Raw genomic sequence first — 14207 nt, forward strand, 5'->3', positions numbered from 1 at the left:
TTAACGCCTGTGGACAAGCAGTAGCCGACTACCTTGATTGAAGCAGGAAGAAAACACTAAACTAATCAACTTTCTTTGAGTAAGTTTAGGTAAGTTTTTCGGAGCAGAACGTCACATCAATGTTTTGTAGCAGAACGTAAAAAACCTACAACTATCAGCAGTTATCATACCCTTCGGTTACAATCTATTGGTTCACATAACTCTGCAAGGTACAGATGATGAACCGAAGTAAACAGGCGTTAGTTAGTCTAACCTTGATGGGAACCATCAGTTTTTATCTAATAGTTGGTTTACCCAAACCCGCCTACGCTATGCACATTATGGAAGGTTTTTTACCAGTGCAGTGGGCGGTTTTTTGGTGGATTGTCGCCTTACCATTTTTTATATTAGGACTACGGAGTTTGACGCGCATTACCCAAGCCAACCCACAACTGAAACTACTACTAGGCTTGGCTGGTGCTTTTACTTTTGTGTTATCAGCATTAAAAATGCCTTCTGTCACAGGTAGCTGTTCCCATCCTACTGGGACTGGGTTAGGTGCAGTGCTGTTTGGCCCTTTGAGTATGTCAGTTTTGGGTAGTTTAGTATTGTTGTTTCAAGCTTTGTTACTAGCACATGGCGGCTTGACAACTTTGGGTGCAAATGCTTTTTCGATGGCGATCGCTGGGCCATTTGCCGCCTACTGGATATATAATTTGACAATTAAGTTAGGTGGTCAGCCAAAAATTGCCATATTTCTAGCAGCTGCCATAGCTGATTTACTCACCTACATTATTACTTCTTTACAACTTGCTTTGGCTTTTCCTGCACCTGTAGGTGGCGTTACCGCTTCATTCATTAAATTTGCTGGCATTTTTGCAATTACCCAAATACCTTTAGCAATTAGTGAAGGATTTTTAACTGTACTAGTATGGAACTGGTTACAATCCTATAATCCCCAAGAATTAGAATTGTTGAAATTAATCAAAAGGGAACCTCACAGTAATGAAACCATCTAACCAAGTATGGAGTAATTCGCTGTTAATTGTTGCAGTCATTACATTAGCAGTTGCACCATTAATCTTTGTCCGTGGTGCAGAATTTAGTGGTTCGGACAATCAAGCTGAAAAAGCCATTAATCAACTTCAACCTGAATATAAACCTTGGTTTAAACCTGTATTTGAACCGCCTAGTGGTGAAATAGAAAGTTTATTATTTACATCCCAAGCTGCTGTCGGAGCCGGAGTAATTGGTTATGCAATTGGTTTATATCGGGGACGTTCCCAACACCAAAGAGATAACGAATGAGTCTGCAAATAGACACTTTAGCTTATACTAATCAACTCAGAAAAATACCCCCAGAGCATAAAATAATTTTTGCGATCGCTACGCTGGTAATTTCGCTAGCTACTCATCCATTAGTCCAAATTTTCATAGCTTTATGGATGGGTATTTGGATAGTTATTTACGCCAAAATCCCTTTTGGTTTTTACTTCAAATTATTAATCCTCGCCAGCTTTTTTTGGTTGACCAGTTTACCCGCATTAATGTTAAATAGTGTCCCTGTTATGGCTGTGCCGCAAGTACTAACTGACGCGTGGACAGGCGTAACTATCGGACACTATTACATTTACATTAGCCGCAACGGCAGTGAACAAGTATTAGCAATTTTCACCAGAGCATTAGCTTCTGTTTCCTGTCTTTACTTTTTAATGCTCACTGTTCCTTTCACAGAAATTTTACAAACTCTACGTCGTTTTGGTTTTCCCATACTGTTAACTGAGCTATTACTACTCATGTATCGGTTTATTTTCATTCTTTTGAGAACCGCTACCGAATTGTGGACTGCTCAACAATCTCGTAATGGTTATCGCACCTGGCGCATCGGGATGAAAAGTTTATCACTCCTCATCGGACAACTCTTAAAACGAACTCTACAACAATATCATCAATTTTATCTTGCCCTAGAAGCACGCGGCTTTAACGATGAATTTCGCGTTGTGCATTCCCGTCACTATCATCCAAAAGCACGCTACTTAATAGAAGTAATTTTAGGTTATACAGTATTAATCGCATTAGAATTTGGTCAAAATGCAGGAATTTTTACTCGAATTTCAGCAAGTATTTTATCAATATTCCGGCTCTCAAGAATTTACCATCAATAATTTAAGCTTGAAAATACCCAAACAGAAAAAATGTGCATTAATTGGGCAAAATGGTTGTGGTAAAACCACCTTATTTTTATTAGCTAATGGTCTATATAAACCTCATGCAGGCAGCATACTTTGGTGTGGTCAGCCATTGCATTACGATCGCAATTCTTTAAAAATTTTAAGACAAAAAGTTGGCTTAATCTTTCAAGACCCAGAACAGCAGTTAGTTGCTGCCACTGTTGAAGAAGATATTTCCTATGGTTTATGTAATTTAGGTTTACCAACAGCAGAAATTCAAACGCGAGTCAAGCAAGCATTAAGAGAATTTGATTTAACAGCATTAGCCGAAAAACCAGTTCATCATCTCAGTTTAGGTCAAAAAAGACGAGTGTCTATCGCAGATGTCATGGTACTTCAACCAGAATTATTAGTCCTAGATGAACCCACAGCCTATTTAGATATCAAACATACTCGTAAATTGATGGCGAACCTGAGAAATATTCATCAAAATGGCACTACCTTGTTAATGGCAACTCACGATTTAAATTTAGTTTATAATTGGGCAGATTGGCTTTTTGTCATGCATCAAGGCAGACTAGTACTAGAAGGTGAACCCCAAGATGTATTTAGCCAGCGTGACATCTTAGAAGAATTAGAATTAACAATGTCATTCCTCTAAGTAGAGCAGCGTAAATATTTGTCGTTGGGAAATCACATCAAAATTATCCGAATTTATGGCTGAGTGTGTGGATTACTAAATGCCGGATTATTTATAAATGTTTCATCAGTGAGACTCTGCAAAAATGCGATTAAATCTTCTTTCTCTTCTGCCGATAGTTTAAAACCGGAAATAAACTGACTTTTGAAAGGATTTTTACTGCCATCTCCGGCAAACTTGCCTGCATGAATAGTTCTACCACCTACTTGGTAATGGTCAATCACTGCTGCTAAAGTCGGAATACTCCCATCATGCATATAGGGGGCTGTGAGGGTAATATTTCGCAGAGTAGGTGCTTTGAAACGCCCCATATCGGAGGCTACAGAGGTGATTTCATAAACACCTGTATTATCGGGTGGATAAGCCCCTTTACCATCAATGTTATACAGTCCTGTGTTGTGAAAGGCAATTTCTACAAAAGCTAATCTTTCGTGCATCACCGAATCTGTAAAATTAATTCCTCCATGACAGTGAAAGCATTCTAGATTTTCACTATTAAATAATTTTTCGCCACGTTTAGCGGCTGAAGAAATTGCATTTACATCACCGCCAAAACGGTAGTGGTCATAAGGTGAATTTACCGAAATTAAGGTTCGTTCAAAACTTGCTAAAGCTTTAGTGAGGTTGTTGAGATTAATCGCATTTTTGCCACTGCCAAAGGCCTGTGCAAACATCTGCTGATATTCAGGATCATGGCGCAGCATAGTCAATATCTGTTGTTCTCTTCCCGCCATACCCATTTCTACAGGATGTTCGCCAAACATGGGTACTAAAGCTTGATTTTCCAACTTTTTCATTAAAGGATTAGCCCAAGTCAACACGGGGTTATAAGCAATATTGGCTAAACTCATCGAATTACGAGGATGTTTTTCACCAGTCGCGCCCACAGCCAATGCTTGACCATCAGTAAACGCCAGTTTTTGGATATGGCAAGAAGCACAAGAAAATTTACCCGTAATTGACAAGCGTTGCTCATAGAACAAGTATTTTCCCAGCTTGACTTTTGGTGAACTCATTGGGTTATCTACTGGCACAACTGGCTGCGGCATCCAATTTGGCAGATTCCAGTTATATTCTGCAGCTGACGTTTTGCCCCAGGCTAAATTTATCCCGATGGACAAGCAAATCGATAGCAAGCAAATGGTAGCGAGACTAACCCAGCGCGTCAATTTCATATCTCAACTATCGCTCAACCCGAAAAAATTTTTGAGAAGAAGCAGGTTGACCAGCAAATGACAACCCCAAATTAGCCATAATCCCCACGCAGTCCCTATCATCAGGAGATGACATACAGCCTGGAGGGGTATCTGGTTGATTGACGGCTAAATTTGTGTTCGCCACTAATGCGGCAATGTCGGCGATAACTAAATTCTTTGTGGAATCAAAATTGGCGATGACAATCTTTGAGAGGTTTTGATTGGTACAAGTTGATGGTTGTTGAGTGCCTTGTGTTGCTTGACAACCAGTGCTACCGAGGTGGATAGGAAAACCAACAGAAGTTTTAGCTTGTTCAGTGTGTTTTTGACCTGCATGAGCATTGTGGTTTTCCAAATCAATCCGCGCAAATTTGTAACCAAATAACCAATTCCACCAGAGTGAGGTAAGATTCAACGGTGAAGGAGCGATCGCCGAATCAGCATGGTTAAGATGAAAGGGAATGCCTAAATTAAATTGCAGTCCTTGGTAATTGCCCTGGGGTACAGTGCCAATAACTTGATTGCGTGTCTCTACTGTGCCATTCACACAAGCACCAGATTTATTTTCAAAATCTAACAAGGCGACATTTTGATATTGCCATTTACCATCTTGGGTGAGAGTTAAAGGTACTACTTTGCCTTGGTGGTCAATCAAAGCTACATCGGATACATAAAAGCGCAAGTCAGAGAAAGTCATCTTCATAGCTGGCTTACCTAGAGTATAGGTCTTGCCACACTCAAAAGGTTGTTGACCAACTTTGGCATTAAATCTAATTGTGACTACTTGGCTTTGATTGGTAGCGGGCAAACCCACAGCCTGATTTTCCCAGACAGTAGTTAGGGGTATGACTACTATTGCGATCGCTGCTAATTTAACAGACAACTGCATTACTTTACCTGTGCTTTTACCTGGATGTTGATCAATTCTCGATAACAGATTTGTTCCTGTCAAATGACCAGTTGTCAAATATAGCGTTTTGCAGTTGTGTGTAGTACACCTTTCAAGAGGAGAGAGGTTAGAGACTGGTAGTCTAGCAACTCAACTTTGCGTGGTGACAGGCTTCGGGGTAGGGAGCAGGGTCTACACGGCAAGATGGGGTTGGTAAACTACTAGAGGAATCAATTACTTATGTACTGTATGTTAAATGCGATCGCCAAAAAATTCCGGCAAGTTCTCAAGTTAGTCATATTTGTCACCTTAATTAGTAATTTCATGTTTTTGGGTGCTTCTTGGGCTGCCGCTAACTTAGGAGTGAATAACGGCTATCTTGCTGCTTGTCCGGCTTCGCCCAATTGTGTTGTCAGCCAAAATGGTGATTCTAAACACACCATCGACCCCATTACCTATCATCTAGACCGAGAGCAAGCACGCCAAATCTTACTTAAGGTTCTCACTGTGGTTCCCCGCACAGAAGTTGTAGAACAAACAGACAATTACATTCACGCCCTTTCTAAAAGTCGCATCTTCAAATTTGTGGATGATGTAGAGTTTTATTTTCCTAATAATGAGTCAGTGATTCATATGCGATCGGCTGCTCGTCTTGGAGATTCAGATTTTGGTGTTAATCGCAGACGTTTAGAACAAATTCGTCTGGCTTTGAAAGATTTAAATATTTAAGTTGCGAGCAAACCTAAATTTTTTATCTATTGATATTGGGAGTAGTTTTTAATCAATAGATGCTAATTTTAAGTAGTGGCATTGCCAATTAATCTAGTAGAAGCGCACAATTATTTGTGCGCCTCTCAATATCTAATTAATCCGCCAACAAAAGATTAGAAGGAATTATTTTTCGGGAATCACCGCATAGGCATCAATCTCAAATAACATTCCATCAAGGGCAAGTCGAGGTACAGGAATTAAAGTATTAGCAGGTGGCTGATTCCCCCATAATTTACCAACTTCACGCCCGAAAGGAATCAATTTCTCTTGAGTGTGGTTAACTATTAAAACAGTAGTTTTAAGTACATCTTGTGGTCTTGCACCAACCGCTAATAATGCAAAGCGCAGGTTTTTAAAAGCTTGTACTAACTGCTCTTCATAGTCATCAGAAACAAGATTACCTTGTAAATCTGAACCAAATTGACCAGAGATATATACAGTTCTAGATTTTGCTGGTGCAACTGCTATATGACTGTAACCATTGCGCGGTGCATTATATAAAGTTGGTGGATTGATTAATTCCACTTCCTTATTTTCACGAGCATTCACTTGTGTTTGTTCGCCCATCACAAAAGCAGTACCTAAGCCGCCACCTCCAAGCCACAAAAGTGCATTTCGTCGTGGTAATTTGGCCGCCAGTGAATTGACAACACGAATAATCCGTCGAGTCATGAAAGCTCCTTGATTTCAACAAATATGAGATTTTCTCAATTCCTCATACTGAGTTCTATTATGTGAATAAATAGAATAAAAAAGCACTACAACATCAAAAAATTACGTATGATGATGTCTTGGTATATATAAACTTGTGGAAAACATAATCAATACTTAATCTAAGTACAAAGAAATATTAAAGTTACCCTTTTAAAGGCATTAATATGATATGGCAGAATCAAATTTTTTAGAGATAGCCGACGTATGTAGTCCGCCTTTTTGCGTTTTGAGGACATTATTTCTATCTTTAGAAAGTTGTTGAATAAATTCAAAAGAAATTAATTTACATCTATAGCATTCCTATTTGATTTATCAAAATCCTGGATATTCTATCTCTGACTTTGTTGATAAGCCAGGGATTTGATGATTCACCCATGATTTAGGTCTGCTATATAACATTTTGTAAAAAGGCAGCAGCAAGAAATTTTTGAAGCTGGTTGATTTTGTTGTTGCCTAACATTTTTTATTGATAACTAAATAACTTAATGTTGTACCAACAGTCAATAAGTAAGCTGCAAACATTCATCCAAAAACAAAGTCTTGTGCATATCGGGGCTTTTTTGACAACTCTATTGAGCATTATATTGTGCAGTTGGCTGGCGATCGCACAGCAACCAGTTACCCTCAATATGTTAATTACCGCCCCTGATGCCCAACCTTGGCGACAGGGTTTAATTAGAGATTTCGAGGCTGATAACCCAGGTATTCGTCTTAATTTGGTTGAAGGGCCGAATGCTACAAATTTGCTCGAAGACCTGTATACTTCATCGTTTATTTTGGGTGAATCTCCTTATGACCTAATTAATATGGATGTCATTTGGACGTCTAAATTTGCTGCTGCTGGCTGGTTATTACCCTTGGATGACCGCATTTCTCAACAAGAGTTAGCAGCATTTTCACCCAAAGATGTTGAAGGTGGAAAATACCAAGACAAACTATATAGAATCCCTATGCGTTCTGATGCGGGAGTGCTTTATTACCGCGAAGATTTAATCAAGCAAGCTGGATTAAAACCGCCACAAACCTTTGATGATTTGATGCGAATCTCCCAAACCTTGCAGAAAAAAGACAAGATAAATTGGGGCTATGTTTGGCAAGGTCGGCAATATGAAGGACTGGTGGCGATGTTTGCCGAAGTTCTTGATGGCTTTGGTGGCTTTTGGGTTAAACCAGACACCCTCGAAGTGGGACTAGATAGACCAGAAACATTAAAAGCCATTGAATTTCTCCGCAATACTGTCAGTCAGGGCGTTTCACCTCCCGGAGTCACAACCTATCAAGAAGAAGACACTCGGCGTTTATTTCAAAGTGGACAAGTAGCATTTTTACGTAGTTGGCCTTACGCCTGGCCTCTAGCCCAAGCAGAAAATTCACCCATCCGGGGCAAAGTTGGGATTCAACCAATGGTTCACGCTCCTGGATACACAGGCGCGGCTTGTTTAGGAGGCTGGGGTTTAGGAATTGCTAAATCTTCTCGACATCCCGAAGAAGCTTGGAAAGCAATTCAGTATTTTACGAGTCGAGAAGCACAACGGCGATTCATTTTAAGTGCAGGCTATGTACCCAGCCGTCGGGAACTATTTACAGACCCAGAAATTGTTGCCAAATATCCCCATTATCCCCATTTATTAGAGGTTGTGGACAATGCCGTTTTACGTCCACCCATCGCCCAATACGCTCAGACTTCAGATATTTTACAGCGTTATCTCAGTGCCGCCCTATCCGGTCGGATGAATCCTGAACAAGCAATGCAAGCTGCGGCTGCGGAAACGCGAAGGTTGTTAGGGACGAAAAAAGTGTGAAGTATGAAGTGTGAAGTATGAAGTGTGAAGTGTGAAGTATGAAGTGTGAAGTGTGAAGTATGAAGTATGAAGTGTTAAGTCTTCTGCTTTTTACCTTTTACCTTTTACCTTTTGCCTTTTACCTTTTACCTTTTACCTTTTACCTTTTGCCTTTTACCTTTTGCCTTTTACCTTTTACCTTTTACCTTTTACCTTTTGCCTTTTACCTTTTGCCTTTTACCTTTTACCTTTTACCTTTTACCTTTTACCTTTTACCTTTTGCCTTTTGACCAATGACAAACTCACAATCACTTAGAAGTCGAGAACAACGAACAGCATGGATATTACTCACGCCAGCTTTGCTGCTGCTGTTGTTTGTATTTGCTTACCCGATTTTACGGGCGTTTTGGTTAAGTGTATTTACTAGGAATTTGGGAACAGAGTTACAACCTGTATTCTCTGGTTTTGAGAATTATGCGCGGATGGCGGGGGATGGTCGTTTCTGGCAGAGTTTGTGGGTGACGACGATATTCACCACAGGCTCGGTAATTACAGAATTACTGCTAGGACTGGGGATAGCCTTAGTCCTCAATCAGGCGTTTTTTGGGCGGGGCTTAGTACGGACAACGGCGATTATACCGTGGGCTTTGCCTACTGCTTTGATTGGTTTGGCGTGGGCTTGGATTTTTAACGACCAGTTTGGAGTGGTGAATGATATTTTGCAACGATTAGGGCTAATTAAAACAGGAATTAACTGGTTAGGAGATCCAACGCTGGCGATGATTGCACTAATTTTTGCTGATGTTTGGAAGACTACACCTTTTATTAGTATTTTGCTGCTGGCTGGGTTGCAGTCGATATCACAAGACCTCTATGAGGCTTACTCAGTGGATGGCGCAACTGCTTGGCAAAGCTTCCGTAATATTACTTTGCCACTGCTGCTGCCACAAATTTTAATTGCAGTGCTGTTTCGGTTTGCTCAAGCTTTTGGGATTTTTGACTTGATTGCAGTGATGACTGGAGGTGGCCCTGGTGGCGCGACGGAAGTTGTATCGCTTTATATCTACTCTACGGTGATGCGCTATTTAGATTTTGGTTATGGTGCAGCTTTGGTAGTGGTGACATTTTTAATACTAATTATTGCAGTGGCGATCGCTAGTTTCTTACTCAACAAATCCCGTGCCAAAACATCAGGAGCCATTTAAAAAATGAGTGTAATTCCGCAAGTAATTCCTACAACTCCACAACCAACAAGGGAAACTAAGTTTTCTTGGAAAAAAATCTTACTCCCCATAATAGTTGCCTTAGTAGTAATATTTAGCCTTGCACCAGCACTATGGCAATTACTCACTTCCTTCAAGGTGAATGAAGATATTGCCGCAGTGCCGACTGTCTATTTTCCCACACGATTCACTTTCAATCACTACATTGAATTATTTACCCGCCGTCCCTTTTGGCGATATATTTTCAACAGTGCTGTAGTATCAATTACATCTACAGCAGTTGCTCTAGCGATCGGCGCACCTGCGGCTTATGCTCTAGCACGGTTACGCCCGTGGGGTGAAAAAGCTATTCTCGCAGGTGTTCTGATTGTTACCTTATTTCCAGGAATTCTCTTATTTTTGGGACTATTAGAAATTATCCAAGTTTTGAGACTCGGTAATAATTATTTGTCGCTCATCATACCTTACACAGCAATTAATTTGCCGTTGACAATTTTAGTGCTGAGAAGCTTCTTTCAACAATTACCAAAAGATTTAGAAGATTCTGCGAGGGTGGATGGTTACAACACCTTTCAACTGTTATGGCAAATTGTCTTACCTATGACGCTTCCCGCCTTAGTCACAACAGGAATTCTCACCTTTATTTTTGCGTGGAATGAGTTTATTTTTGCTCTTACGTTTATGACGCGTGAAGAGTTAAAAACAATTCCCGTGGCGGCGGCTCAATTAGGCGGCGCATCAGTATATGAAATTCCCTATGGGCCAATTGCTGCTGCAACTGTTGTAGGAACTTTACCCTTAATTTTACTAGTGTTGTTTTTCCAGCGCAGAATTGTCCAAGGTCTGACGGCTGGCGCGGTTAAAGGCTAAGGAAGGTAAAAGGTAAAAGGTAAAAGGTAAAAAGCAGAAGACTTAAATTTCACACTTCATACTTCATACTTCATACTTCATACTTCATACTTCATACTTCATACTTCACACTTCATACTTCACACTTCACACTTCACACTTCATCAATCATGGCTAAACTCGAACTGAAAAATTTAAATAAAACCTACAGTCCTAAAGTGATTCCTGTCAAAGATGTGAGTTTGACTGTAGATAATCATGAGTTTTTGACGTTGCTTGGCCCTTCTGGCTGTGGTAAATCTACAGTTTTACGGATGATTGCGGGACTTGAGGAACCGACTCAAGGTCAAATCAAAATTGGGGATGTGGATGTTACTTATAAAAGACCAAGCGATCGCAATATTGCAATGGTATTTCAAAGCTATGCCCTTTATCCTCACATGACGGTCTACGAAAATCTCGCCTCTGGATTGAAACTTAAAAAAGTACCATCAGCCGATATTAAACGGCGCGTCGCAGAAGTGTCAGAAGTTTTAGGCTTAGGCGAATTGATGAACCGCAAGCCAGGACAAATGTCTGGCGGTCAAAGACAACGGGTTGCAGTTGGTCGGGCGTTGGTGCGTAACGCTGATGTGTACTTGTTAGATGAACCGTTAAGCAACCTAGACGCACTGCTGCGAGAACGAGTCCGCGCTGACCTCAAGCAAATTTTCGCTGCCCAAAAAGTGCCAGTCGTTTACGTTACCCACGACCAAACCGAAGCAATGACCCTCTCAACAAAAGTTGCATTGCTGAATGATGGCTATGTGCAGCAACTTGACCCACCTGAGCGCATCTATAACCATCCAGCTAATTTATTTGTGGCTGGGTTTGTTGGTAGTCCGCAAATGAACTTGCTGACTCTACCTTGTCAAGGTAAGTCTGCGCTACTCGGTAACTTCCAAGTGCGTTTGCCAGATATCCCAACTGTACCACCGCAGATTGTTTTGGGAATCCGCCCAGAAGATGTTCGCATTGCTCAACCAGAAGACACCCAAACTATCCGGGGAAGAGTATTTTTAGTAGAAAATTTGGGGATGCACAATTTAGTTAGTGTTAGGGTTGAAGGTTCACAAACCGGAGGTATTACGCTGCGTGCTTTGTTAGCCACAGACCAAAATTGGAACGGCGAAGATATTACCTTGGCATTACCACCTGAAGATATTCACTGGTTTGATGTTCAATCTGGTCATGCTGTGGCAAAAAGACAAATGGTCGGAAAAGTCTGAAGTCGGAAAAAGGCAGAGCAGAGACGCAAAATGGAATATTTAGAGTAATATTATCAGCAATATAGCTTGCTGATATATATGTTTTTGCTTGGCTTGAGTCAAAAATTTCAAAGATTTTTATTGCTATTATTCATAGCAGTATTGACTGCGTTGCAACTTTCGTCTGTACAAGCCCAGCTAATAAACAAAGAAAGTAATTACGCAATACATATTCGCCAAAATTTCAATCAATCCAACTTTTATCCTATTGCCCAAGTTCCCAATCGAAACTTATATAAACCTATTTCTGCTTGGGTAGGCAGGTTAATTTTACCAGCAAAACAGCAGTTAAAAGATGGTTTAGATTGGGTCTGGATGGAAGTACAATCTGCTCCACCCACGGCACAAAATTTAGTAGGAAGAGTTGTCCGATTAGAGTGGCAGAATTATCCAAAGGTGTTGACTTATAGTCAAGCTGTGAAGCGAGATATCAAATTCACTCCCGCAGTTATTAAAAGCCAAAAACAAGGCAACATTCATCCTTTGAGATTAAATGGTGTGCCTCAGGTAGGGCCAATACGTTCTTTAGCTGGGGCGAATCCACTGGATGATACAATTGTTGCGTTAGAAGCTAATACAATTATTACTAGAAGCGCAGATAAATTTGTTTTAAAAGTTGCCAGCGAACCTATTGTAGTTACTGGTAGGTTTTACGGTTTAGTTAAAATTATTAAACCAATTAATAGTTCCAAAAATATTTTATCTCCCAAATCAAAACAACATAGCGATTATTTTTTAGTACAGCATTATAATCCTCAAACAAAGAAATTTGATGGCGTTCAAGAAACTATTCGCATTCCTCAACAGGTAATAGATACGCGGAAATTTGCGCCTTCTAGTGTGCAGCAAATCGAAAAATCACCAGCAGGTAAAAATGGCTGGTATATTTACGGTGCTAATGATGCTAGAGGTGTATTTACTGTTAGAGCGATCGCACCGCGTTCTCTTTTGCAATTACAACCCCATCAAATCATTATGGGGCAGGAATTAGGCATAAATCACATTCAAAATATTAATTGGCAAAATACTGAGAAAAATAAAGGTAAATTTAACACTGTATTATTAAAATCAGCAGCAAATAAAAATTCTACAAATTGGCAAGCAGGGGATAAAGCTATTGTGCTGCATTTATTTGGCGGCATTGGCGGACGAAAAGCTGAACCTTTAGGTGTACCCTATACTATCACCGGGCATTTTGCTTTTGGCATCGCTCAAGTTATCCGCGACGAATTTACTCAAGAATTACGCTTTGATATTAAATATCATCAAATTTATGCCCATAACCCTGATGGAATTATTTCTGCAACGCATACATGGGCTGATTATATGGGTAATTTACAACGTGGTTGGCTCCCAACACGTCCCGTCTCAGATATTCTGATTAAATTCGACCCAGTAACCCAAGATTATAATTTTAATGGCATTAAACTTTCGCCTTTAAAAGAGTTCCAGCAACAATTACAGGTGACAATGGCGCGTTATCGAGTTGGTGATGGCACTGGCGGCGCAAGTGTATCACCTGCAACCTCATGTATTCAAGACTCTAGCCAAGCCCTTTATGCAGCAATACTAGCAATTAAAAACAAAGTTGCAACAACTCCTCAAATTCAAACTTGGTTAAACGCAAACCCCACTCATCCGCAAGCCTTACGCTTTCAAAAGCTAGTTAAATTAGGTCAATCTTTAGAACAACAATTAGCACCTTTGGGAATAGTTCGTGCTGACTGGCAAAGTCAAGCAAGTATTCTTGCTGGTACAGGAATCGGAAAAAAGACAAAACCATTTCAAGATGGTAGTATTTGGGCTGGTTTGACCACATGGCGAACCATTATGCCACGACAAACCCATGATGATCTCGCTGCCATCTTCTTAAAACATGGTGCAACTCTGCAAGTATTAAGAACCAATCAGATAGGTGGTTGGCAAGCTGATATTACACCTCTTGCTCCAACAATCTTATTAGGGCAAATTAAGCTTCCTTTGACTAATATTGCACCGCTATCAATTGTCTTAAATCGCCTGCTAGCATCATTAGTAATTCCCAGATTGCAAGATTGGATAGTTATTATTTCGCTCTTGATAATTTATAGTATTATCGCTATACCTTACGGTTGGAAATTTGGATTTCTCAACTTAGAGATTTGGTCGGCTAATTGTCTAGCTAAATTATTATTAATATTACGCTGTTTATTTACACCAGCAATTATTGAAGAACTATTTTTTCGCGTGATTTTGCTACCTCATCCCAGTGAATTTGTGAATTGGTTACATTGGTTTTTGTGGGGAATATTCAGTTTAATACTATTTATTGTGTATCATCCATTGAATGCCAAATTATTTTTTAAAGCTGGAATACCTACATTTTATAATCGGGATTTTTTAGCTTTAGCCGGATTACTAGGAATGATATGTACTATTGGCTATGCCCTTACAGGTTCGTTGTGGGTGATAGTTGTAATTCACTGGGTAATTGTAGTATGTTGGTTGATATTTTTTGGTGGAATCAAGAAATTAGATAATAATCAAAAAATTCCCAAAGATAGAATTTCATCATTAAAGCGAATTAGATAAAGCAGCATTCAGAATTATCTGCTTCAATGACTTGAACTTGGCCGTATCTTTTTGTA

Annotated in this window: 13 protein-coding genes; 10 read left to right on the top strand and 3 right to left on the bottom strand. The window is 40.0% G+C overall.

Annotated elements, in window-relative coordinates; translation table 11 throughout:
* Positions 1 to 218 precede the first annotated feature (218 nt).
* From H6G69_RS09075 to H6G69_RS09090, 4 genes are read left to right on the top strand one after another with little or no spacing between them, the layout of a single operon-like run.
* Positions 219 to 998 carry an energy-coupling factor ABC transporter permease gene (locus H6G69_RS09075; RefSeq protein ID WP_190685336.1) on the top strand — a complete coding sequence of 260 codons (780 nt, stop codon included), beginning with the start codon at positions 219 to 221 and terminating at the stop codon, positions 996 to 998.
* On the top strand, positions 985 to 1287 hold the full coding sequence (locus H6G69_RS09080; protein ID WP_190684857.1) for an energy-coupling factor ABC transporter substrate-binding protein: 303 nt from the start codon (positions 985 to 987) through the stop codon (positions 1285 to 1287). Before H6G69_RS09075 ends, H6G69_RS09080 begins: the two co-directional genes overlap by 14 nt.
* Positions 1284 to 2144 carry a cobalt ECF transporter T component CbiQ gene (gene cbiQ / locus H6G69_RS09085; protein ID WP_190684861.1) on the top strand — a complete coding sequence of 287 codons (861 nt, stop codon included), beginning with the start codon at positions 1284 to 1286 and terminating at the stop codon, positions 2142 to 2144. The genes H6G69_RS09080 and cbiQ overlap by 4 nt, the downstream gene beginning before the upstream one ends.
* On the top strand, positions 2071 to 2811 hold the full coding sequence (locus H6G69_RS09090; RefSeq protein ID WP_190684864.1) for an energy-coupling factor ABC transporter ATP-binding protein: 741 nt from the start codon (positions 2071 to 2073) through the stop codon (positions 2809 to 2811). Before cbiQ ends, H6G69_RS09090 begins: the two co-directional genes overlap by 74 nt.
* Positions 2812 to 2864: 53 nt before the next feature.
* Here the strand turns inward: H6G69_RS09090 and H6G69_RS09095 are convergent, their stop codons facing one another.
* Entirely contained in the window at positions 2865 to 3899 is a 1035-nt protein-coding gene (locus tag H6G69_RS09095) for a methanobactin export MATE transporter MbnM (protein WP_242072015.1), read from the bottom strand.
* A 133-nt stretch (positions 3900 to 4032) separates the two neighbouring features.
* Entirely contained in the window at positions 4033 to 5013 is a 981-nt protein-coding gene (locus H6G69_RS09100; RefSeq protein ID WP_242072016.1) for an MbnP family copper-binding protein, read from the bottom strand.
* A 162-nt stretch (positions 5014 to 5175) separates the two neighbouring features.
* Here H6G69_RS09100 and H6G69_RS09105 point away from each other — a divergent pair, with 162 nt between their 5' ends.
* The gene (locus tag H6G69_RS09105) at positions 5176 to 5664 is read left to right on the top strand and encodes a DUF1499 domain-containing protein (RefSeq protein WP_190684869.1); all 489 of its coding nucleotides are present in this window, start codon (positions 5176 to 5178) and stop codon (positions 5662 to 5664) included.
* A gap of 165 nt (positions 5665 to 5829) precedes the next feature.
* On the opposite strand, the gene H6G69_RS09110 is transcribed toward H6G69_RS09105, so the two are convergent.
* Positions 5830 to 6378 carry a RidA family protein gene (locus H6G69_RS09110; RefSeq protein ID WP_190684871.1) on the bottom strand — a complete coding sequence of 183 codons (549 nt, stop codon included), beginning with the start codon at positions 6376 to 6378 and terminating at the stop codon, positions 5830 to 5832.
* Between the two features lie 527 nt (positions 6379 to 6905).
* Between H6G69_RS09110 and H6G69_RS09115 the strand changes: the two genes are divergently transcribed.
* The 5 genes from H6G69_RS09115 to H6G69_RS09135 all read left to right on the top strand — a co-directional run bounded on the left by H6G69_RS09115 (position 6906) and on the right by H6G69_RS09135 (position 14151).
* Complete coding sequence (locus H6G69_RS09115; protein WP_190684873.1) at positions 6906 to 8222, top strand: ABC transporter substrate-binding protein; 1317 nt, start codon at positions 6906 to 6908, stop codon at positions 8220 to 8222.
* A 272-nt stretch (positions 8223 to 8494) separates the two neighbouring features.
* A complete protein-coding gene (locus tag H6G69_RS09120; protein WP_190684876.1) occupies positions 8495 to 9406 on the top strand; it encodes a carbohydrate ABC transporter permease in 912 nt (303 codons plus the stop codon).
* Between the two features lie 3 nt (positions 9407 to 9409).
* On the top strand, positions 9410 to 10294 hold the full coding sequence (locus tag H6G69_RS09125) for a carbohydrate ABC transporter permease (protein WP_190684879.1): 885 nt from the start codon (positions 9410 to 9412) through the stop codon (positions 10292 to 10294).
* Between the two features lie 149 nt (positions 10295 to 10443).
* Positions 10444 to 11541, top strand: a complete 1098-nt coding sequence (locus H6G69_RS09130; RefSeq protein WP_190684882.1) for an ABC transporter ATP-binding protein — start codon at positions 10444 to 10446, stop codon at positions 11539 to 11541.
* Positions 11542 to 11619: 78 nt separating this feature from the next.
* Complete coding sequence (locus H6G69_RS09135) at positions 11620 to 14151, top strand: type II CAAX prenyl endopeptidase Rce1 family protein (RefSeq protein ID WP_190684885.1); 2532 nt, start codon at positions 11620 to 11622, stop codon at positions 14149 to 14151.
* Positions 14152 to 14207: the final 56 nt, after the last annotated feature.

It is taken from the genome of Nostoc sp. FACHB-110, from assembly GCF_014697425.1.
Lineage (GTDB): Bacteria > Cyanobacteriota > Cyanobacteriia > Cyanobacteriales > Nostocaceae > Nostoc_B.

What these genes read in the sequence shown, in the direction of transcription:
- H6G69_RS09075 (WP_190685336.1), top strand. Translation starts at nt 219, where the DNA reads ATGAACCGAAGTAAACAGGCGTTAGTTAGTCTAACCTTGATGGGAACC.
- H6G69_RS09080 (WP_190684857.1), top strand. Translation starts at nt 985, where the DNA reads ATGAAACCATCTAACCAAGTATGGAGTAATTCGCTGTTAATTGTTGCA.
- cbiQ (WP_190684861.1), top strand. Translation starts at nt 1,284, where the DNA reads ATGAGTCTGCAAATAGACACTTTAGCTTATACTAATCAACTCAGAAAA.
- H6G69_RS09090 (WP_190684864.1), top strand. Translation starts at nt 2,071, where the DNA reads ATGCAGGAATTTTTACTCGAATTTCAGCAAGTATTTTATCAATATTCC.
- H6G69_RS09095 (WP_242072015.1), bottom strand. Translation starts at nt 3,899, where the DNA reads ATGCCGCAGCCAGTTGTGCCAGTAGATAACCCAATGAGTTCACCAAAA.
- H6G69_RS09105 (WP_190684869.1), top strand. Translation starts at nt 5,176, where the DNA reads ATGTACTGTATGTTAAATGCGATCGCCAAAAAATTCCGGCAAGTTCTC.
- H6G69_RS09110 (WP_190684871.1), bottom strand. Translation starts at nt 6,378, where the DNA reads ATGACTCGACGGATTATTCGTGTTGTCAATTCACTGGCGGCCAAATTA.
- H6G69_RS09115 (WP_190684873.1), top strand. Translation starts at nt 6,906, where the DNA reads ATGTTGTACCAACAGTCAATAAGTAAGCTGCAAACATTCATCCAAAAA.
- H6G69_RS09120 (WP_190684876.1), top strand. Translation starts at nt 8,495, where the DNA reads ATGACAAACTCACAATCACTTAGAAGTCGAGAACAACGAACAGCATGG.
- H6G69_RS09125 (WP_190684879.1), top strand. Translation starts at nt 9,410, where the DNA reads ATGAGTGTAATTCCGCAAGTAATTCCTACAACTCCACAACCAACAAGG.
- H6G69_RS09130 (WP_190684882.1), top strand. Translation starts at nt 10,444, where the DNA reads ATGGCTAAACTCGAACTGAAAAATTTAAATAAAACCTACAGTCCTAAA.
- H6G69_RS09135 (WP_190684885.1), top strand. Translation starts at nt 11,620, where the DNA reads ATGTTTTTGCTTGGCTTGAGTCAAAAATTTCAAAGATTTTTATTGCTA.